We start from the raw sequence: 18,864 nt of genomic DNA on the forward strand, positions 1-18,864 counted from the left end.
TGAAACCGCCCCCGCCCTTCCCCCGCAGGGGTGAATCAGCCGGCGTGCGCGGCCGCCCCCCAGCTGATCTCGGGGAGGCCGGCGTCCACGAGGGCCTTGTTCACGGCGCTGAACGGCCGCGTCCCGAAGAACTTCTTGGCGCTGAGCGGGCTCGGGTGCGCCGACTCGATCACGGTGTGCTGCGCGCCGGTGATGAGCCGGGCCTTCTTGCGGGCGTAGGCGCCCCAGAGCACGAACACCACGCGGTCGGACTTGTCGTTCAGCGCGCGGATCGCGGCGTCGGTGAAGTCTTCCCAGCCCTTGCCCGCGTGCGACCCCGCCTCACCGGCGCGGACGGTCAGCACCGCGTTCAGCAGCAGCACCCCCTGGTCGGCCCAGCGGGTGAGGTCGCCGGACGTCGCGACCGGCACCTCAAGGTCGGTCGCCAGCTCCTTGTAGATGTTGCGCAGCGAGGGCGGCAGCCGCACGCCGTCGCGGACGCTGAAGCTGAGCCCGTGCGCCTGGCCGGGCCCGTGGTACGGGTCCTGGCCGAGGATCAGGACGCGGGCGCCGTCGAACGGGCAGTGCCGGAACGCGCTGAACAGGTCGTCGCGCGGCGGGTAGACGGTCTGGGCGGCGTACTCCCCCGCGACGAACGCTCCCAGCGCGGCGGTGGCGAGCGGGTCGAGCAGCGGGTCGAGCCGCTCCCGCCAGTCGCCGGGCAGCATTTCCATCAGGTCGAGGGACATCGTCGGGCCTCCGGGGACGTGATCTCCAGTCGCGGCTCACATTAGTGCGCGGCACTGACACGCCAGGGCCGAATCCCGGGAGCGCACCCGCCGCAACCCTAGGATGAAGCCATATGCCCGATTCCCCCCGTCGGCGGCGGTTCCGCGTGTCCGCCCTGCTCGTCGCGCTCGCCGTCCCCGGCCTCGGCGCGGGCTGCGGCGGCTCGTCCGGACCGGCGACGCTCACCGTCCTGACCGCCACCTCGCTGACGGAGGTGTCCGACGAGCTCGGCGCGGCGTACGCCCAGGTGGACCCGAACGTGAGGCTCCGGTTCGAGTTCGCCGCCGCGCCCGACATGGCCGACCGGCTGTCCGGCCACGACCCGGCCGACGTGCTGGTGGCGGCGGACAAGGCCGGCATGGACGAGGCCGCCGAGTACCTGGCGGAACGGCCGCGGATCGTCGCGCGCACCTCGCTGACCATCGCCGTCGGCCCCGGCAACCCCCGGCGCGTCCGCGGGCTCGGCGACCTGACGCGGCCGGGGCTGCGGGTGGTGGTCGGCGCCGGGACGGTCCCGGTGGGCCGCTACACCCGCCAGGTGTTCGCGAAGGCGGGGCTGTCCGTCCGGTGGAGGTCGGAGGAGATCAGCGCGCGGGCCGTCCTGGACCGGGTGCGCTCCGGCGAGGCGGACGCGGGGCTCGTCTACGTCACCGACCTGCGCTCGGCGGGCATCGCCGCAAGCAGCGTCCCCATCCCGGCGGACGTGAACGTCACCGCCGCCTTCCACGCGGCGGCCGTCCGGGACGGCGACCACGAGGAGGCCGCGAGCACATTCGTGTCGTGGCTGACCGGCCCGTCCGCGCGGAAGCTGTTCAACAAGTACGGCTTCGCCACCCCGCCCGCCCCGCGGTGAGCGGCGCTCAGGCGGCCTCGGCACGAGCCTTGACGGCGGCGTTCATCGCGGCGAACTCGTCCTCCATGTCGAGCTGCCCGCCCGCGACCGGGACGAGGGCCCCGGAGAAGCGCTCGCCCTGGATGAGCCGGACGCGCCCGTTCCCGGCGGGCTCGATCCGGAAGTAGTGCTCGCCGTCCACGATCCCCGGCATCCACAGGCGCCCGATCCAGCGCAGCTCGCGGCCGGGCTCGGCCTTGAGGACCTTCGGGGCGAACGCCATGGTGCCGCCGCCCGAGTCGCGCAGGACGTTGTGGAGCCGCGCGCCCTCCTTCGGCGCGCCCTCGGCCCTGACGATGAACGGGTTCCACTGCGGGAAGCCGTCGAAGTCGGTGACGATCCCGTAGACCTCGTCGGCGGACGCGGAGATCTCGATGGTGCTGCTGACCTCGTGCGGTGCGAGCTCGCCCCAGGCGAGCATCCCGCCGGCGATGGCGAGCGGAAGGGCGAGGGCGGTGACGGCGACTCGGCGGATCATGACGGCCTCCAGTTGGCTAATCTCATTAGCCAATAAGCTAGCTAACATCATTAGCTTTGGCAAGCCCCGCCTCCTCGGGAGGTTCCGGCGGCCCGTGTCACATCTCCCCGGCGGGTTCCGTCAGTGCTGTGAACATGGCTGACGAGGGGGATGGGATGGACGAGCGCGAGTTCCTGGCCGGTGAGTTCGAGAAGCACCGGGTGCATCTCAGGGCGGTCGCCTACCGGATGCTCGGTTCACTCGCGGAGGCGGACGACGCCGTCCAGGAATCGTGGTTCCGGCTCAGCCGCTCCGACGCCGACGCCATCGAGAACCTCGGCGGCTGGCTGACCACCGTCGTCGGGCGCGTGTGCCTCGACATGCTGCGCTCCCGCACCGCGCGCCGCGAGGACCCGCTGGAGGAACGCCTCCCGGACCCCGTCATCGGCCCGGCGTCCGGCGCCGATCCCGAGCACGAGGCGCTGCTGGCCGACTCGGTCGGGCTGGCGCTGCTGGTGGTCCTCCAGTCGCTCACGCCCGCAGAGCGGCTCGCCTTCGTCCTGCACGACACGTTCGCCGTCCCGTTCGAGGACATCGCCCCGATCATCGGACGCTCCCCCGCCGCCGCACGCCAGCTCGCCAGCCGGGCCCGCCGCCGGGTGCGCGGCTCCGCGCCCGTGCCCGACCGCGACCCGGCCCGCCAGCGCGAGATCGTCGAGGCGTTCCAGGCCGCGGCGCAGTACGGCGACTTCGAGGCCCTCGTCGCCGTCCTGGACCCCGATGTCGTGCTGCGCGCGGACGTCGGCGGTCCGACCGGGCTGACCGAGGTCCACGGCGCGGAGGCCGTGGCCGGCCGGGCGCTCATGTTCCGCCACGGCGGCGGCGAGTCGCGGCCCGCGCGGATCAACGGCACCGCCGGCGTGGTCGGCATCCTGGACGGACGCGCGAAGTCCGTCCTGTCCTTCACGATCGTGAACGGCAGGATCGCCGCCATCGACATCTTCGCCGACCCCGCCCGCCTGGCGGACCTGGACCTCACCGCCCTCGGCTGACCCGGACCTCAGCCGTCAAGCTCCGCGAACGGAACGGTCGCTCGGAAAGGCTGGTCGAGCACCAGTTCGTCCTCGTGCGTCTCAACGAGGCGGTAGGTCTTGCTCGCCCAATCGAGGCGGTACTCGTGGATCGTCTTGATGTAGAGGTCGCCGTCCAGGAAGACCACGAGGTAGACGGGGATTCCCTCGTAGGCGTACTCGGCGAGCTTGTCCACGGTGTCGGTGTAACCCGACCCCGGTGAGACGACCTCCACCACCGCGACCGTGTCGGCCGCGGTCAGCTTGGCGCCACGCGGAACGCATTTGTCGACCGAGACGTCCGGGCGCCTGAAGGAGAACTTCCCGTCCTTGCGAAGACGCTTGACGAAGTGGACGTCGATGTCCGTGGAGACGCGCAGGCACGGGTCGTCCGGTTTTGCCGCTTCGAGCCGGTTCGCCAGTCTCCGCGCCACGTCGCTGTGCTCGGCGGTGCCGCTCTGGCACAGGATGATGTTCCCGTCGATGACCTCGACCAGCTTGCGAACCTGATCGGGAAGTGCGTCGTACGCGGATTCGGTGAGCGTCAGCGACTCGGGATCGGACGTCCACGCCGGCAGGGTGCTCACGTTCGCATCCTAGGGTTCCAGGCCGAGGAGGGACTCGATGCCGAGGGTGAGGCGGTCGAGGCCGGGGATGCGGCGGACGGCGAGGAGGACGCCCGGCATGAAGGACGCGCGGTTCATCGAGTCGTGGCGGATGGTGAACAGCTCGCCGTGCCCGCCGAGGACGACCTGCTGGTGGGCGATGGCGCCGGAGAGGCGGACGGCGTGCACGCGGACGCCGTCCACGTCGGCGCCGCGCGCCCCGTCCACCTCGGACGTGGTGGCGTCCGGGGACGGGGACACGCCGGCCTCGGCGCGGGCCGCGGCGACCAGTTCGGCGGTGCGGTAGGCGGTGCCGGACGGGGCGTCCGCCTTGTTCGGGTGGTGCGTCTCGACGATCTCGACGGACTCGAAGAACGGGGCCGCCTTCTGCGCGAAGTGCATCATCAGCACCGCGCCGATGCCGAAGTTCGGCGCGATGATGACGTTGCCGGGCGCGTCGTCGGCCAGCCAGGAGCGGACCGTGTCGAGCCGGGACGGGTCGAACCCGGTGGTGCCGACGACCGCGTGCAGGCCGTGCTCGACGCACCACTGGAGGTTGTCCATGACGACGCCGGGGTGGGTGAAGTCGACGACGACCTCGGCGGCCGTCAGCGCCTCGCGCGCGTCGTCCTGGTCGACGGCGGCGACGAGCTCCATGTCGTCGGCCCCCTGCACGGCGCGGCACACCTCGGCCCCCATGCGCCCCTTCGCGCCCAGCACCCCGACCTTGATCACGTGTTCCTCCCGGTAGGCGTGGGCCGAGCCTATCGTCAGAAGCGCTTGCCGAGTTCGCGTGCCTCGGCGTGCGCGGTGCGGCGTCCGGTCTCGGCGTCGGCGGTGGCGAGGTTCGGGCGGAACGCGACGGTGCTGATGTCGGTGATCCCGGCCCAGCGCAGCCAGCCGTCCAGGAACGGCATCTGGTGGTCGGCGCCGAACGCGGGCGGACGGCCCTCGCCGTACACGGCGCTGGTGTACAGGACGGCGGCCTTCTTGCCGCTGAGCAGGCCCGTGTAGCCCTTGTCGGGGTCGAAGGAGAAGACCCAGCCGGGCTGGGAGACGACGTCGATGAACTGCTTGAGGATGTACGGGACGTTCGTGTTCCACATGGGGACGCTGAACAGGTAGCGGTCGTAGGAGTCGAAACGGTCGAAGACGCGGCGCGCGGCCCGCCAGGCGTCGGCCTGCTCGCCGGTCGGCTCGTTCCCCGCGAAGACGGCCATCTTGGCGGCGGCCGCGGCGGGGCCGAACTCTGGAAGCGTGCCGTCCCACAGGTCGTGGTGGTCGACCAGGTCATGGTTGCCGACAGGGTCGCCGTGGGTCTCGCGGTAGGCGTCCAGGAACGCGCCGGCGAGCGCCAGCGACTCGGACGCCTCGCCCCGGGGGGACGCGGAGATGTGCAGCAGGCGGGACATGGGGATCCTCTCCGAAGACATGCGGACTAGAGTCCGGTTAGCTTCTCCGGAGATTAGCGGACCTCGGTCCGGTTGGCAACTGGTCGTCGGCGACGAACAGGTTGAGGGCCCAGCTGACGACGCCGATGATGATCGCGCCCCAGAACGCGGGCCAGAACCACTCGACGTGGAACGGCAGGTCCAGCTCGCCCGCGACCCAGCTCGTCAGCATGAGCAGCCCCGCGTTCACCAGCAGGGCGATCAGGCCGAGGGTCAGGATGTAGAACGCGCAGCCCAGGACCTTGATGACCGGCTTGAGGACGGCGTTCACGACGCCGAAGATCGCGGCGACCGCGACCAGCGTCAGGGCCCGCTCCCCCGTGTCCCCGGCGGTGAGCTCGACGCCGTCCACCACGGCCTCGGCGACCCACAGCGCGATCGCGGAGATGACGAGCCTGATGAGGATCTTCACCCGCCGGGACCTACCCGATCATGGACGGGCTAACGTCAGGCGGCGAACTCGCGGTCGCCGACCGGGCCGATGACGGTGAGGGCCTGGGGGGCGGTGAGGACCTCGCTCGCGATGGCGCGGACGTCGTCCAGGGTGACGGCCTCGATGCGGGCCAGGACCTCGTCCACGGGCAGCAGCGACTCGTACACCAGCTCGCTCTTGCCGATGCGGCTCATGCGGGAGCCGGTGTCCTCCAGGCCGAGGACCATCGCGCCGCGGAGCTGCCCCTTGCCGCGCTCCAGCTCCTCGCCGGTGAGCCCGGCGCCCGCGGCCTTGCGCAGCTCGTCGCGGCAGATGGACAGGACCTCCTCGGCCTTGGCGGGCTGGCAGCCCGCGTAGACGCCGAAGATGCCGGAGTCGGCGTACTGGGCGGTGTAGCTGTACACCGAGTACGCCAGGCCGCGCTTCTCCCGGATCTCCTGGAACAGGCGGGACGACATGCCGCCGCCGAGCGCCGCGTTCAGCACGCCGAGCGCGAACCGGCGGTCGTCGGTGCGCGACACCCCGGCGCCGCCGAGGATGATGTGGGCCTGCTCGGTGTCCTTGTCGATCACGACGTCGCGCGGGTCGATCGGCGCGGGCGTCCCGTCCAGGCGCGGCGGGGCGGGCTCGGCGTCGCCCGCCAGGTGCTCCGCGAACGCCCGGGACACCAGCCGGACGACCTCGTCGTGGTCGATGTTGCCCGCCACCGAGACCACCAGCTGGGACGGGACGTAATGCTGCCGGTAGTAGCCGTGGATGCGGTCGCGCGACAGCGCGCTGATGGAGTCCTCGGTGCCGAGGATGGGGCGTCCGAGCGGGGTGTCGCCGTACAGCGCGGTGGCGAACTCGTCGTGGATCAGGTCGCCGGGGTCGTCGTCGCGCATGTGGATCTCTTCGAGGATCACGCCGCGTTCGGCCTCGACGTCCTCCGGGCGGTTCAGCGACGCCGCGACCATGTCGGAGACGACGTCAACGGCGAGGGGGAGGTCGGCGTCCAGGACCCGCGCGTAGTAGCAGGTGTACTCCTTGGCGGTGAACGCGTTGAGGTCGCCGCCGACCGCGTCGACCGCCGCGGAGATCTCCAGCGCGGACCGCCGTTTGGTGCCCTTGAACAGCACGTGCTCCAGGTAGTGGCTGGCGCCCGCGTCGGCGGGGGCCTCGTCGCGGGAGCCGACCGCCGACCAGATGCCGAACGCGGCGGACCGCACCGTCGGCATCGTCTCGGTGATGATCCGGAGCCCGCCGGGCAGGACGGTGCGGCGCACCGCGCCGGAGCCGTCGGCGTGGATCGTGGTGGTGGTGCCGGGCTCCTGCGCCCTCGCCGGCAGGGTCACGTGTCGCTCACATTCCGTGGTGGGAAAGCGACCGGCCGGCCGGCCCGCGCGGGGCCGGCCGGCCGGTCATGGGGCCGAGGTCAGGAGTTGCGCTGGCCGGAGTCGTCGCCGCGGCGGGTGCGGCGGCGGCGCGGACGGCGCTCGCCGTCGTCGCGGCGCTCCCTGCGCTCGCCGTCGTCGTCGCCGTCGCCGTCGGCCGCCGCGGCGGGGGCGGCCCCGTCACCGGGCTCGGACCGGTCGCCGGCCTCGCGCTCGATCACCTCGACCGGCACCAGCGACAGCTTGCCGCGCTGGTCGATCTCGGTGACCTCCACCTGGATCTTCTCGCCGACTCCCATCACGTCCTCGACGTTCTCGATCCGGGCGCCGCCGTGCAGCTTGCGGATCTGCGAGACGTGCAGCAGGCCGTCCTTGCCGGGCAGCAGCGACACGAACGCGCCGAACGTGGTGGTCTTGACGACGGTGCCGAGGTAGCGCTCGCCGATCTCCGGCATGTGCGGGTTCGCGATCGAGTTGATCGCCTGCCGGGCGGCCTCGGCGGACGGGCCGTCGGTGGCGCCGACGTAGATCGTGCCGTCGTCCTCGATCGTGATGTCGGCGCCGGTGTCGTCCTGGATCGAGTTGATCATCTTGCCCTTGGGGCCGATGACCTCGCCGATCTTGTCGACCGGGACCTTGATCGTGATGATCCGCGGCGCGTACGGGCTCATCTCGGCGGGCGCCTCGATGGCCTCCTGCATCACGTCCAGGATCGCGAGGCGCGCGCCCTTGGCCTGCTTCAGCGCGGCGGCCAGCACGGAGGCGGGGATGCCGTCGAGCTTGGTGTCGAGCTGCAGCGCGGTGATCACGTCGCGGGTGCCGGCGACCTTGAAGTCCATGTCGCCGAAGGCGTCCTCGGCGCCGAGGATGTCGGTGAGCGTGACGTACTCGTCGCCCTCGTTGATCAGGCCCATCGCGATGCCCGCCACCATCTGCTTCAGCGGGACGCCCGCGTCCAGAAGCGACATGGTGGACGCGCAGACCGAGCCCATCGAGGTGGACCCGTTCGACCCGAGCGCCTCCGACACCTGCCGGATCGCGTACGGGAACTCCTCGCGGCTCGGCAGCACCGGGATGAGGGCGCGCTCGGCGAGGGCGCCGTGCCCGATCTCGCGGCGCTTCGGCGACCCGACGCGGCCGGTCTCGCCGGTGGAGTACGGCGGGAAGTTGTAGTTGTGCATGTAGCGCTTGGTGCGCTCCGGGTTGAGCGTGTCGATCATCTGCTCCATGCGGAGCATGTTCAGCGTCGTCACGCCCAGGATCTGGGTCTCGCCCCGCTCGAAGATCGCCGAGCCGTGCACCCGCGGGATCACGTGCGCCTCGGCGGTCAGCTGGCGGATGTCCTTCAGGCCGCGGCCGTCCATGCGGAGCCCGTCGCGGATGACCCGCTCGCGGACCAGCTTCTTCGTGACGGCGCGGTAGGCGGCGGAGATCTCCTTCTCGCGCCCCTCGAACGTCTCGGCGAGCTTCTCCACGACACCGGCCTTGAGCTCGTCCAGGCGGGCCTCGCGGTCCTGCTTGCCGGCGATCGCGAGCGCCTGCGCGAGGTCCTCGCTGACGGCGTCGGTGACGGCGGCGAGCACGTCGTCCTGGTAGTCCAGGAAGATCGGGTACTCGGCGGTCTCCTTCGCGGCGACGGCGGCGAGGTCGCTCTGCGCCTTGCACAGCGCCTTGATGAACGGCTTGGCCGCCTCGAGGCCCTCCGCGACGGTCTCCTCGGTCGGCGCGGTGGCGCCCTCGCCGACGAGCTTCAGCGTGTCGCGGGTGGACTCGGCCTCCACCATCATGATCGCGACGTCGCCGTCCGCCAGGACGCGGCCCGCGACGACCATGTCGAAGGTGGCGTTCTCGAGCTCGGGATGGGTCGGGAAGCCGATCCACTGGCCCTCGATCAGCGCGACGCGGACGCCGCCGATCGGGCCGGAGAACGGCAGCCCGGCCAGCTGCGTGGACATCGAGGCGGCGTTGATCGCGACGACGTCGTACAGGTGGTCGGGGTGCAGCGCCATGATCGTCTCGACGATCTGGATCTCGTTGCGCAGGCCCTTGACGAACGACGGGCGCAGCGGCCGGTCGATCAGCCGGCAGGTCAGGATCGCGTCCTCGGACGGGCGGCCCTCGCGGCGGAAGAACGAGCCGGGGATGCGCCCGGCCGCGTACATCCGCTCCTCGACGTCCACGGTCAGCGGGAAGAACTCGAGGTTCTCCTTCGGCTTCTTGGACGCGGTCGTCGCCGACAGGACCATCGTGTCGTCGTCGAGATAGGCGACGGCGGAGCCGGCCGCCTGGCGGGCCAGCCGGCCCGTCTCGAAGCGGATGGTCCGGGTGCCGAACGTGCCGTTGTCGATCACGGCCTCGGTGCTCTGCGCGCCATCGATGCGCACGGCTTCTGTCACGGGAAACCTCCTCAGGGTTCCGTATCGGTCCTCGCGGCCGTTTCCCGTGGTCGTGCACGCTGCCGGTCTTCGATCGAAGCGCCCGGATCGAGAGCCCGCCGATGCGGCGGGACGGATCCGGAAGCCACTACCGAGGACCGGCCCGCACCAGCGGTGTCCGCGAGGCTTGTCTGAAGTTTTCGCGGCCCGCCCGCGCCCCGTACGGGGTGAGCGGGCGGCCGATATGCGCCGGGTGCCCGGCCCGTCCGGCGGGGCCCCGCCTGTGCGGGCGGACCCCATTGGGCGGGCTCCGGGCGCGTCCGGACGAGGCGTCGCGCCCCGTCCGGCCATCGGGCCCAAAAAGGAAGGGAGCGGCCCGGCGGGCCACTCCCTCACCGTCCTAGCGGCGCAGGCCGAGTCGCTCGATCAGCTGCCGGTAGCGGTTGATGTCCTTGTTGGAGAGGTACTTCAGGAGCCGGCGACGACGGCCGACCAGCAGCAGGAGGCCGCGGCGGCTGTGGTGGTCGTGCTTGTGCTCCTTGAGGTGCTCGGTCAGATCGTTGATCCGACGCGTGAGCAGCGCGACCTGGACCTCCGGGGATCCGGTGTCACCCTCAGTGGTCGCGTACTCCGAGATGATCTTGTTCTTGGTGGCGGTGTCGAGCGACACGTGGCTCCTTCGATGCGATCGTCACCCGCAGATCCGGGCCTGGTGAGCGCGCGGGTCCGCATGGTGCGTTTTAAGAGGGTGGCGGGCCGCATGAGGGTGCAGCCAGCCGCGCCGGGGCCCTTCCCGGCGACTATTCACCGTACCATGCCGGAAAGCCACCCGGTCACGAAGCGGAAAGCCCCGTTGTCGTAGGGTACGCACTTTTCGTGTGGTTCTACCCGGATGTGATCTCGCGGGCCCGGGCCACGTCCCGGTGCATCTCCTCGACCAGCGCCTCGACCGAGTCGAACTTCAGCGTGTCGCGGATGCGGGCGTCGAAGTCGGCGGCCATGTGCTCGCCGTACAGGTCCAGGTCGTCGCGGTCCAGCGCGTACGCCTCGACGGTCCGCTCCCCCGCGCCCTCGAACGTCGGGTTCGTGCCGATGGAGATCGCCGCCGGCCAGCGGAAGGCGGGATAGCGCCCGGAGTCGCAGACCAGCCAGCCCGCGTACACGCCGTCGGCGGGGATCGCGGTGTGCGGCAGCGTCTCCAGGTTGGCGGTGGGGAAGCCGAGCGCCCGGCCGCGCATGTGGCCGCGCACGACGACGCCCTCGACGCGGTGCGGACGGCCGAGCGCCCGCGCCGCCTCCTCGACGTCGCCCGCGTCGAGCCGCCCGCGGATGTAGGTGGACGAGATCGTGTCGCCGTTCGCCACCAGCGGCATGCCCTCGGTGGTGAAGTCGTACTTCTCCCCCAGCTCCCGCAGCAGCGCCACGTCGCCCTTGGCCTTGTGCCCGAACCGGAAGTCCTCGCCGACGATGACGTGGGCCGCGTGCAGCCGGTCGACCAGGACCGACTGGACGAACTCGTCCGGCGGCACCTTCGACAGCCCCAGCGTGAACGGCACGACGACGACCGCGTCGGTGCCGAGCCCCTCCAGCAGCTCGATCCGGCGCCCGGTGCTGGCGAGCAGGGGCGGATGGGTGCCGGGCCGGACGACCTCGTCCGGGTGCGGGTCGAACGTGATCACCACGGACCGCAGGCCGCGGCGGCGGGCCTCCTCGGCCGCCCTGCCGACGATCCGCTGGTGGCCGCGGTGAACGCCGTCGAACACCCCGATGGTGACCACCGAGCGGCCCCAGTCCTCGGGAACCTCGTCGAGGCCATTCCAGCGCCGCACCATGCTCTCCCTGCGTAGGACGTGCCTGCCCGGTCGTGTGGCCGCCCGGTTTTTGCTGCCGTCCTAAGAGTGCCATGCGCGGGCCGCCGGGGTGGCACCCGGGTTCACGCGGACCGGGTTCGCGCGGGCCGGTTTCCCGCCGGGCGGGCTCACCCGGACTGGTAGACGACCAGGGAGACGGCGATGTACTGGAGGATGTAGGCGGCGAGCGTGCAGGCGTGGAAGACCTCGTGGAATCCGAACCAGCGCGGCGACGGATCGGGGCGGCGCAGCCCGTACACCACGCCGCCGACGCTGTAGCAGACCCCTCCGATCGCGACCATGAGGCAGGCGGCGAGGCCCGCCCCGTCCAGGAACTGCGGCAGGAAGAACACCGCCACCCAGCCGAGGACGATGTAGAGGGTCACGTAGAGGGCGCGCGGCGCGCCGATCCAGGCGGTCCGGAAGACGACGCCGGCGATGGCGCCCGTCCAGACGAGGGCGAGGACGGCGACGCGGACGCCGCCGTCCAGCGCGAGGACGGCGAACGGCGTGTACGTCCCCGCGATGATCAGGTAGATGTTGGCGTGGTCGAAACGGCGCAGGACCTCCAGCAGCCGGTGCGAGGTCTGCCGGTGGTAGGTCCCCGAGATCCCGAACAGCATCCCCGAGGCCGCCACGTAGATCGCCGACGCGAGCCGCGCCTGCGTGCTCGGGCCGAGCGCGACCAGCACCAGCCCCGCGACGAGCACCGCGGGGAAGGCTCCGATGTGCAGCCACCCGCGCAGCCGCGGACGGGTCGGGGACGCCACCGGGGCGCTGTCGTTCACGGTGGTCATCGACACCTCCTCAGCAACAACCTACGGAATCGTAGGTTACGTGACCGTAGGTTGGAATGCACCGCTTCCCTCCGGTGATGATCGCCACCGGCGGTGCGTCCTGTCCAGGCCACTTCGCTGATCAGGAGGTGAACACGGCGAGCGGCTTGGCGACGTCCCCGTGCTCCTCGACGAGCGCCAGCAGCGACCCGTCGGGCGCGAAGACGCCGACCGGGCCCGGGCCCAGCCCGGCCGCCTTGAGGCGCCCGCCGTGCGCGACCTTGCGGGCGTCGTCGTCCGACACGTCCCGGCGCGGGAACACCGCGGCGACCGCCTCGCCCATCGGCAGGATCTCCAGCTCCCCGGCGAGCTGGTCGAGCGTCCGCGCCATGCCGAGGTCGTACGGGCCGACGCGGGTGCGGCGCAGCGCCGTCAGATGGCCGCCGCAGCCGAGGGACGCGCCGAGGTCGCGGGCGAGCGCGCGGATGTAGGTACCGGACGAGCACGCGATGGACGCGTCCACGTCGATCACGTCGTCGTGCCGCCGGACGTCCAGAACCGCGAAGTCGCGCACGGTCACCGGACGGGCCGCGAGCTCGACCTCCTCGCCCTTGCGCGCCATCTTGTAGGCCCGCTCGCCGTTCACCTTGATGGCGCTGACCTGCGGCGGGACCTGCTGGATCGGCCCGGTCAGCGCCGCTATGCCCGCGCGCAGCGCCGCGTCCGGCACGGACGCGGCGGACGCGGTCGCGGTGACCTCGCCCTCGGCGTCGTCGGTGTTGGTCGACACGCCCAGCCGGATCGTGGCGTCGTACCCCTTCTCCGTCAGCGCCAGATGCCCGAGGAGGCGGGTGGCCTTGCCGACCCCGAGGACCAGCACGCCGGTCGCCATCGGGTCGAGCGTGCCCGCGTGCCCGACGCGCCGGGTCCGCGCGAGCCGCCGCATCCGGCCGACGACGTCGTGCGACGTCCAGCCGGACGGCTTGTCCACGATGACGAGTCCCGAGTTCTCCACACCCGCTCCGAAGGTCAGTCGGTGTCGCCGGGGACGCGCAGCGCGCCGCGCAGCCGGTCGATGATCCAGGCGGGCTCGCCGCCCATGGTGAACGCGGCGGCCGTGCGGTGCCCGCCGCCGCCGAGCTCGACGCAGGCGCGGCCGACGTCGACCGAGCCCTTCGAGCGGGTGGACACGTACCACTCGCCCCGGTCGTTCTCCTTGCACACGACCGCGACCTCGGCCTCGTCGGTGCGCCTGAGCTGGTCGATGACGCCTTCGAGCTGGTCGTAGTCGACGTCGCGGGCGTCCCGGTCGGAGCGGGCGATCGTCGTCCAGACCAGGCCGCGGCCGCCCGCCGCGTCGCGTTCCAGCCGGGCCCGCGCCAGCGCGCCCGCGAGGACCTGCAGGTAGCCGAACGGCGCCCGGTCCCACAGCTCGCGGCTGACCGCCTCCGGCCGGACGCCCGCCGTCAGCAGCCGTCCCGCCAGGTCGTGGACCTCGGGCGTCGTGCACGGGTACTTGAACGAGCCGGTGTCGCTCGCCAGCCCGGCGTACAGCCCCTGCGCGATGTCCCGGTCGAGCGGGACGCCGAGCCTGCGGATCAGCTCCTCGACCAGCACCGCCGTGGCGGCGGCGTCCGGGTCGACGAGGCGCACCCCGCCGAACCCGGTGTTGGACGCGTGATGGTCGACCACGATCAGCGCCCCGGCCCGTCCGGCGGCTCCGGCGAGGGCGCCGAGCCGCGCCTGCCCGGCCGCGTCCAGCGAGATCATCAGCTCCGGCGCGGCGGGCATCCGCGCGGGCTCGACCAGCAGCTCCTGGCCGGGCAGGAACCGCAGGATCGCGGGCACGGTGAACGGCTCCCCGAAGGACGCCAGGCACCGCTTGCCCATCGCGCGCAGGGCCTGTGCGAGCGCCAGCATCGAGCCGAGCGCGTCCCCGTCCGGCGCCACGTGGCAGGCGAGGCACACCTCTTCCGCCGCGTCGATCAGCGCGACGGCCCGTTCCCAGTCCAGCTCCCCGAACGCACCGGCCGCCCCATCGGACACGAGCGGTTCGGCGACGACCGGCGATCCGACGGCGACCGGCGATCCGACGGCGACCGGCGATCCGACCGCTGCGGGCACCCCTACGGACGCAGGCGGTTCGACGAGCCCCGGTTGCCCGGCGGCCGTGGGTGATCCGGCGGCCGCGGGCGACTCGGCGGACGTGGTCAGCTCAGCCAGCAGCGGTTGCGCGGCGGGCGTGGGCGGCTCCGCGGGCAGCGGCGGGACGGTGGGCTCGGGCGGTTCTGCCGGGGTGGTGGGCCTGGCGGCGACGGCGCCGCCACGCGGGATGACGTCATGGCCGTTCGCGGAATGCCCGCCCTCGTCGTGCAGCAGCCATTCCTCGCTCCAGCCGGCGCCCGGCGCCTCCGCGCGCCCCTCCGGTCCGTTCACGACGGCGGGCGTCCGGAACGGCCGTCCTCACCGTCCCCCGCGGCGTCGTGCCCGTCGAAGTCCGCGTCGTCGTCCGCGTCGTCCTCGTCGAGGTCCTCGTCCTCGTCGGGGGCGTTCTCGCGGTACGGGTTCGCGTCACCGGCCGGGGACGCGTCCTGCGCGGCCTTCGCCACCTCGGCGTCCTTGGCGCGGGCCTTCGCGAGCAGGTCGTCGATGTGCGCCGCGTTCTCCATCAGGGAGTCCATGACGAAGGTGATGCTGGGCGTGTGCCGGACCCCGGTCTTCCTGCCCACCTCGGACCGGATGACGCCCTTGGCGCTCTCCAGCGCGGCGGCGGTCTCGGCGCGTTCGCCGTCCGACCCGTAGACCGTGTAGTAGACGGTCGCGTCGCGCAGGTCGTTGGTGATGCGGGTGTCCGTCACGGTCACGAAGCCGAGCCGCGGATCCTTGATCCGCCTCTCTAGCATCTCGGCCACGATCTGCTGGATGCGGTCGGCGAGCTTGCGCGCCCGAGCTGCGTCCACCATGATCGCACTCCCTTTCTATGGTCTGACGACCCTTCCATGGTCTAACGATGACCTGGCCCGCGCTCCGTTTCGGCGCAGTCAGTCCTCGTCGTGTCATTTGCGGGGGACGCCCCCCGCACCCCCGGGACGACCGCCGTCGCCTTCCATTCCGCTGGCGCTCCATTCCAGACGCCGGTCAGTCGTCGTCGGTGAAGAGCCGCTGCCGCGCGGACAGCAGCTCGATCTCCGGGCGTCCGGCCACGAACCGTTCGCACCGGTCGAGCACCTGGGTGCAGTTCGCGGCGGTGCCGGACACCACCGCGACCCCGATCTCCGCCCTGCGGTACAGGTCGTTGCCGCCGGTCTCGGCCACCGCCACCCCGGGGAAGTGCTTGTGCACCTCGGCGAGGAGCGGCCGCAGGACGGACCGCTTCTGCTTCAGCGAGCGGACGTCCCCCAGCAGCAGGTCGAGCGTCAGCGCACCCACGTACACCTGGTCGATCACCTCGGGATCTTCAGAAGATGGAACGACGGTGGTCACCCGCCGTGTTCCCGGCCGCAACCCCGAAGCGGGACGGGCCGGACATGACAGACGCCAGGCTAGAAGATCCGCCTGGCGCCGTGTCACCGATTGAACGATCACATCGCCCGTTGCCGGAGCCGCCGGCGATGAGCGGGGCGAGGGGACGTCCGCACGGACGTCCCCTCGCCCCGATCGCGAGCCTCAGTCGCGGGGCTTCTCCCGCATCTCGAAGCACTCGATGACATCTCCGAGCTTGATGTCGTTGTAGCCCACGCCGATACCGCACTCGAAGCCCTCGCGGACCTCGGTGGCGTCGTCCTTGAAGCGGCGCAGCGACGACACCGTGAGGTTGTCGGAGACCACGACGCCGTCGCGGACGAGGCGGGCCTTGGCGTTGCGCTGGATGACCCCCGAGGTGACCATCGAGCCGGCGACGCTGCCGATCCGCGGCACCTTGAAGATCTCGCGGATCTCGGCGGTGCCGAGCTGGACCTCCTCGAACTCCGGCTTGAGCATGCCCTTGAGGGCCGCCTCGATCTCCTCGATCGCCTGGTAGATGATCGAGTAGTACCGGATGTCGACGCCCTCGCGGTCGGCCAGCTCCTGCGCGTTGCGCTCCGGCCGCACGTTGAAGCCGATGATGACCGCGCCCTCGGACGCCAGCGAGAGGTTGACGTCGTCCTGCGTGATCGCGCCGACGCCGCGGCGGATGATCCGCAGGTTGACCTCCTCGCCCACGTCGATCTTGAGGAGGGAGTCCTCCAGCGCCTCGACGGAACCGGACACGTCGCCCTTGAGGATGAGCAGCAGCTCCTGCCGCTCGCCGCGCTCGAGGTCCTTGAACAGCTCTTCGAGGGAGCTGCTCTTGCGGCTCTTGAGCAGTTCGGCGTTGCGCTTGCGCGCGACCCGCTTGTCGGCGATCTGCCGGGCGACCCGGTCGTCCTCGACGACGAGGAAGTTGTCGCCCGCGCCGGGCACGGCCGCGAGGCCGAGCACCTGCACCGGACGGGACGGCCCCGCCTCCGTGACGTTCTCGAAGTTCTCGTCGAGCATCGCCCGGACGCGGCCGTGCGCCACGCCGCAGACGATCGAGTCGCCGACCTTGAGCGTGCCGCGCTGCACCAGCACGGTCGCCACGGCGCCCCGGCCCTTGTCCAGGTGGGCCTCGATGGCCGAGCCCTGGGCGGGCATGTCGGGGTTGGCCTTCAGGTCGAGCTCGGCGTCGGCGGTCAGGACGATCGCCTCCAGCAGCCCGTCGATGTTGAGCCGCTGCTTGGCGGACACGTCGACGAACTGGGTGGAACCGCCGAACTCCTCGGCGACCAGGCCGTACTCGGTGAGCTGCGCGCGCACCTTGTTCGGGTCGGCGCCCTCGACGTCGATCTTGTTGACCGCGACGACGATCGGGACCCCCGCCGCGGTGGCGTGGTCGATCGCCTCGGTGGTCTGCGGCTTGACGCCGTCGTCCGCGGCGACCACCAGCACCACCAGGTCGGTGGTGTCGGCACCGCGGGCGCGCATGGCGGTGAACGCCTCGTGGCCCGGGGTGTCGATGAAGGTGATCTTGCGCTCTTCGCCGTCGACCTCGGTCTCGACCTGGTAGGCACCGATGTGCTGGGTGATGCCGCCGGCCTCGCCCGCCTGCACGTTGGCGCTGCGGACGGCGTCCAGCAGCTTGGTCTTGCCGTGGTCGACGTGACCCATGACGGTGACCACCGGCGGACGGGACTGGAGGTTCTCCTCGCCGCCCTCGTCCTCGCCGTACTCGATGTCGAACGACTCAAGGAGCTCGCGGTCCTCGTCCTCGGGGCTGACGACCTGGATGTCGAAGTCCAGTTCGAGCCCGAGCGCCATCAGGTCGTCGGGGTCGACGGACTGGGTCGCGGTGACCATCTTGCCGAGATGCATCATGATCGCGACGAGCGACGCCGGGTTGGCGCCGATCTTCTCGGCGAAGTCGGTCAGGGACGCGCCCTGCGGCAGCCGGATGGTCTTGCCGTTGCCGCGCGGAGCGGAGACGCCGCCGACGGCGGGCGCCTGCATGTTCTCGAACTCCTGACGGCGCGCCCGCTTCGACTTGCGCCCGCGTGCGGGACGCCCGCCGGGACGGCCGAAGGCGCCCTGCGTGCCGCCGCGACCACGGCCGCCGCCGCCTGGGCGGGGACCGCCGAAGCCCGGACGTCCGCCGCCACCGCCGCCGCCACCGGCGCCCGTGCGGGGACCGCCGAAGCCGCCACCGGGACGGCCGCCGCCACCGGGACCGCGACCGCCGCCGCCCGGACCGCGGCCACCGCCGCCGGGGCCACGGCCACCGCCGCCACCGCCCGGTCCGCCGCGCCCGGGGGCTCCGCCACCGGACGGCCGCGAGGACGGCATGTTCATCGGGCTCGGACGCGGACCGCCCGGACGGGGCGGCATGCTTCCGGGGCTCGGACGCGGGCCGCCGGCGCCGGCCGGGCCGCCTGGACGCGGCCCACCGGGACGCTGGCCGCCCGGAGCGCCGCCGCCGGGACGGTCACCACCGGCCTGGCGCGGCCCGGGACGCGGACCCGGCTTGGGCGACTGGCCCATGCCGCTGGCGTTCGAGCTGAAGGGGTTGTTGCCCGGACGCGGCCCACCCGGACCGCGGCCGCCTCCACCGCCCTGCCGGGGGCCGGGACGCGGGCCCGGCTTCGGCGCGCGGGGACCCGGCTTCGGGCCGCCCGGCGCACGGGTCCCGGCGCCGCCGGAACCACCGGGACCACCGGGACCACCGGGACCACCGGGACCACCGGGACCGGACTGACCGGACGCGGGCGGGGCACTCGGGCCCTGCGCCGCGGGCGCGTCCACCGGCGTGCTCGGCACCGGCGGGACGGCCGGACGCGGCGGGCCCGGCCTCGGGCCGCCGCCGGGGCCGCCCTGACCACCCTGACCGCCACCCTGACCACCGCCGGGGCCGCCCTGACCACCCTGGCCGCCGCCCGGTGTGCCCGGGGCCGGCTTGGGAGTGGACGGACGCGGCGCGGCGGGCCGAGGGCCCTGCTGCCGCGTGCCCTGAGAATCGGAGGGGCCGCCGGACGATCCCGGACGCGGCCCGGCGGGACGCGGACCCGAAGAACGCTTCGGGGCGCCCCGCTTGTCCCCCTGCTTGGAGGACGACGAATTTGAGAAGGCTTCTGTCAGCCTGCGTACGACCGGCGCCTCGATCGTGGAGGACGCCGACCTTACGAACTCGCCCATTTCCTGGAGCTTGGCCATGACGACCTTGCTCTCGACACCGAACTCCTTGGCGAGTTCGTACACCCGGACCTTCGCCACTGCACTCCCTACTCGGTCCGGGGGTGCGGCCTCCGGACCGTCGCTAACT

General features: G+C 72.2%; 18 protein-coding genes. 2 read left to right on the forward strand and 16 right to left on the reverse strand.

Going from position 1 to position 18,864, the window contains the following annotated elements; genetic code table 11:
* Nucleotides 1-35: 35 nt before the first annotated feature.
* Nucleotides 36-728, reverse strand: a complete 693-nt coding sequence (locus ETD83_RS03170) for a uracil-DNA glycosylase (RefSeq protein WP_138643510.1) — start codon at nucleotides 726-728, stop codon at nucleotides 36-38.
* 113 nt (nucleotides 729-841) lie between these two features.
* Here ETD83_RS03170 and modA point away from each other — a divergent pair, with 113 nt between their 5' ends.
* Complete coding sequence (gene modA, locus ETD83_RS03175; RefSeq protein ID WP_138643511.1) at nucleotides 842-1,621, forward strand: molybdate ABC transporter substrate-binding protein; 780 nt, start codon at nucleotides 842-844, stop codon at nucleotides 1,619-1,621.
* A 7-nt stretch (nucleotides 1,622-1,628) separates the two neighbouring features.
* On the opposite strand, the gene ETD83_RS03180 is transcribed toward modA, so the two are convergent.
* On the reverse strand, nucleotides 1,629-2,138 hold the full coding sequence (locus ETD83_RS03180) for an SRPBCC domain-containing protein (protein WP_138643512.1): 510 nt from the start codon (nucleotides 2,136-2,138) through the stop codon (nucleotides 1,629-1,631).
* A 155-nt stretch (nucleotides 2,139-2,293) separates the two neighbouring features.
* On the opposite strand from ETD83_RS03180, the gene ETD83_RS03185 reads away from it, so the two are divergent.
* The gene (locus ETD83_RS03185; protein WP_138643513.1) at nucleotides 2,294-3,169 is read left to right on the forward strand and encodes a sigma-70 family RNA polymerase sigma factor; all 876 of its coding nucleotides are present in this window, start codon (nucleotides 2,294-2,296) and stop codon (nucleotides 3,167-3,169) included.
* A gap of 8 nt (nucleotides 3,170-3,177) precedes the next feature.
* Here ETD83_RS03185 and ETD83_RS03190 read toward each other — a convergent pair whose 3' ends face one another.
* From ETD83_RS03190 to infB, 14 genes are all read right to left on the reverse strand, one after another.
* The gene (locus ETD83_RS03190) at nucleotides 3,178-3,774 is read right to left on the reverse strand and encodes a Uma2 family endonuclease (RefSeq protein ID WP_138643514.1); all 597 of its coding nucleotides are present in this window, start codon (nucleotides 3,772-3,774) and stop codon (nucleotides 3,178-3,180) included.
* Nucleotides 3,775-3,783: 9 nt separating this feature from the next.
* Nucleotides 3,784-4,527 carry a 4-hydroxy-tetrahydrodipicolinate reductase gene (gene dapB / locus ETD83_RS03195; protein WP_138643515.1) on the reverse strand — a complete coding sequence of 248 codons (744 nt, stop codon included), beginning with the start codon at nucleotides 4,525-4,527 and terminating at the stop codon, nucleotides 3,784-3,786.
* Nucleotides 4,528-4,562: 35 nt separating this feature from the next.
* Nucleotides 4,563-5,225, reverse strand: coding sequence for an FMN-dependent NADH-azoreductase (locus ETD83_RS03200; RefSeq protein WP_230420642.1), 663 nt, complete (start codon nucleotides 5,223-5,225; stop codon nucleotides 4,563-4,565).
* Between the two features lie 16 nt (nucleotides 5,226-5,241).
* Complete coding sequence (locus ETD83_RS03205; protein ID WP_138643516.1) at nucleotides 5,242-5,655, reverse strand: phage holin family protein; 414 nt, start codon at nucleotides 5,653-5,655, stop codon at nucleotides 5,242-5,244.
* Nucleotides 5,656-5,690: 35 nt separating this feature from the next.
* Complete coding sequence (locus tag ETD83_RS03210; protein WP_138643517.1) at nucleotides 5,691-7,010, reverse strand: M16 family metallopeptidase; 1,320 nt, start codon at nucleotides 7,008-7,010, stop codon at nucleotides 5,691-5,693.
* Between the two features lie 80 nt (nucleotides 7,011-7,090).
* The gene (locus ETD83_RS03215; protein WP_138643548.1) at nucleotides 7,091-9,427 is read right to left on the reverse strand and encodes a polyribonucleotide nucleotidyltransferase; all 2,337 of its coding nucleotides are present in this window, start codon (nucleotides 9,425-9,427) and stop codon (nucleotides 7,091-7,093) included.
* A 397-nt stretch (nucleotides 9,428-9,824) separates the two neighbouring features.
* Nucleotides 9,825-10,094 carry a 30S ribosomal protein S15 gene (gene rpsO / locus ETD83_RS03220; RefSeq protein WP_067884254.1) on the reverse strand — a complete coding sequence of 90 codons (270 nt, stop codon included), beginning with the start codon at nucleotides 10,092-10,094 and terminating at the stop codon, nucleotides 9,825-9,827.
* A 214-nt stretch (nucleotides 10,095-10,308) separates the two neighbouring features.
* Nucleotides 10,309-11,253, reverse strand: a complete 945-nt coding sequence (locus tag ETD83_RS03225; protein ID WP_205717469.1) for a bifunctional riboflavin kinase/FAD synthetase — start codon at nucleotides 11,251-11,253, stop codon at nucleotides 10,309-10,311.
* Between the two features lie 149 nt (nucleotides 11,254-11,402).
* Nucleotides 11,403-12,071: a PAQR family membrane homeostasis protein TrhA gene (gene trhA / locus ETD83_RS03230; protein WP_138643519.1), complete on the reverse strand. Its 669-nt coding sequence runs from the start codon at nucleotides 12,069-12,071 to the stop codon at nucleotides 11,403-11,405.
* A gap of 121 nt (nucleotides 12,072-12,192) precedes the next feature.
* Nucleotides 12,193-13,065 carry a tRNA pseudouridine(55) synthase TruB gene (gene truB / locus ETD83_RS03235; protein WP_138643520.1) on the reverse strand — a complete coding sequence of 291 codons (873 nt, stop codon included), beginning with the start codon at nucleotides 13,063-13,065 and terminating at the stop codon, nucleotides 12,193-12,195.
* 14 nt (nucleotides 13,066-13,079) lie between these two features.
* Entirely contained in the window at nucleotides 13,080-14,486 is a 1,407-nt protein-coding gene (locus tag ETD83_RS03240; protein ID WP_230420643.1) for a DHH family phosphoesterase, read from the reverse strand.
* Nucleotides 14,483-15,013, reverse strand: coding sequence for a 30S ribosome-binding factor RbfA (gene rbfA, locus ETD83_RS03245; RefSeq protein ID WP_138643521.1), 531 nt, complete (start codon nucleotides 15,011-15,013; stop codon nucleotides 14,483-14,485). The genes ETD83_RS03240 and rbfA overlap by 4 nt, the downstream gene beginning before the upstream one ends.
* Before the next feature lie 175 nt (nucleotides 15,014-15,188).
* Nucleotides 15,189-15,485, reverse strand: a complete 297-nt coding sequence (locus tag ETD83_RS03250) for a DUF503 domain-containing protein (protein ID WP_138643550.1) — start codon at nucleotides 15,483-15,485, stop codon at nucleotides 15,189-15,191.
* 231 nt (nucleotides 15,486-15,716) lie between these two features.
* Nucleotides 15,717-18,815, reverse strand: coding sequence for a translation initiation factor IF-2 (infB, locus tag ETD83_RS03255; protein ID WP_138643522.1), 3,099 nt, complete (start codon nucleotides 18,813-18,815; stop codon nucleotides 15,717-15,719).
* Between the last annotated feature and the right edge of the window lie 49 nt (nucleotides 18,816-18,864).

Source organism: Actinomadura soli (assembly GCF_005889715.1).
Classification (GTDB): Bacteria; Actinomycetota; Actinomycetes; order Streptosporangiales; family Streptosporangiaceae; genus Spirillospora; species Spirillospora soli.

Bases quoted from the DNA above. Each gene is read 5' to 3' on its own strand.
- ETD83_RS03170 (WP_138643510.1), bottom strand. From the start codon at position 728: ATGTCCCTCGACCTGATGGAAATGCTGCCCGGCGACTGGCGGGAGCGG.
- modA (WP_138643511.1), top strand. From the start codon at position 842: ATGCCCGATTCCCCCCGTCGGCGGCGGTTCCGCGTGTCCGCCCTGCTC.
- ETD83_RS03180 (WP_138643512.1), bottom strand. From the start codon at position 2,138: ATGATCCGCCGAGTCGCCGTCACCGCCCTCGCCCTTCCGCTCGCCATC.
- ETD83_RS03185 (WP_138643513.1), top strand. From the start codon at position 2,294: ATGGACGAGCGCGAGTTCCTGGCCGGTGAGTTCGAGAAGCACCGGGTG.
- ETD83_RS03200 (WP_230420642.1), bottom strand. From the start codon at position 5,225: ATGTCTTCGGAGAGGATCCCCATGTCCCGCCTGCTGCACATCTCCGCG.
- trhA (WP_138643519.1), bottom strand. From the start codon at position 12,071: ATGACCACCGTGAACGACAGCGCCCCGGTGGCGTCCCCGACCCGTCCG.
- rbfA (WP_138643521.1), bottom strand. From the start codon at position 15,013: ATGGTGGACGCAGCTCGGGCGCGCAAGCTCGCCGACCGCATCCAGCAG.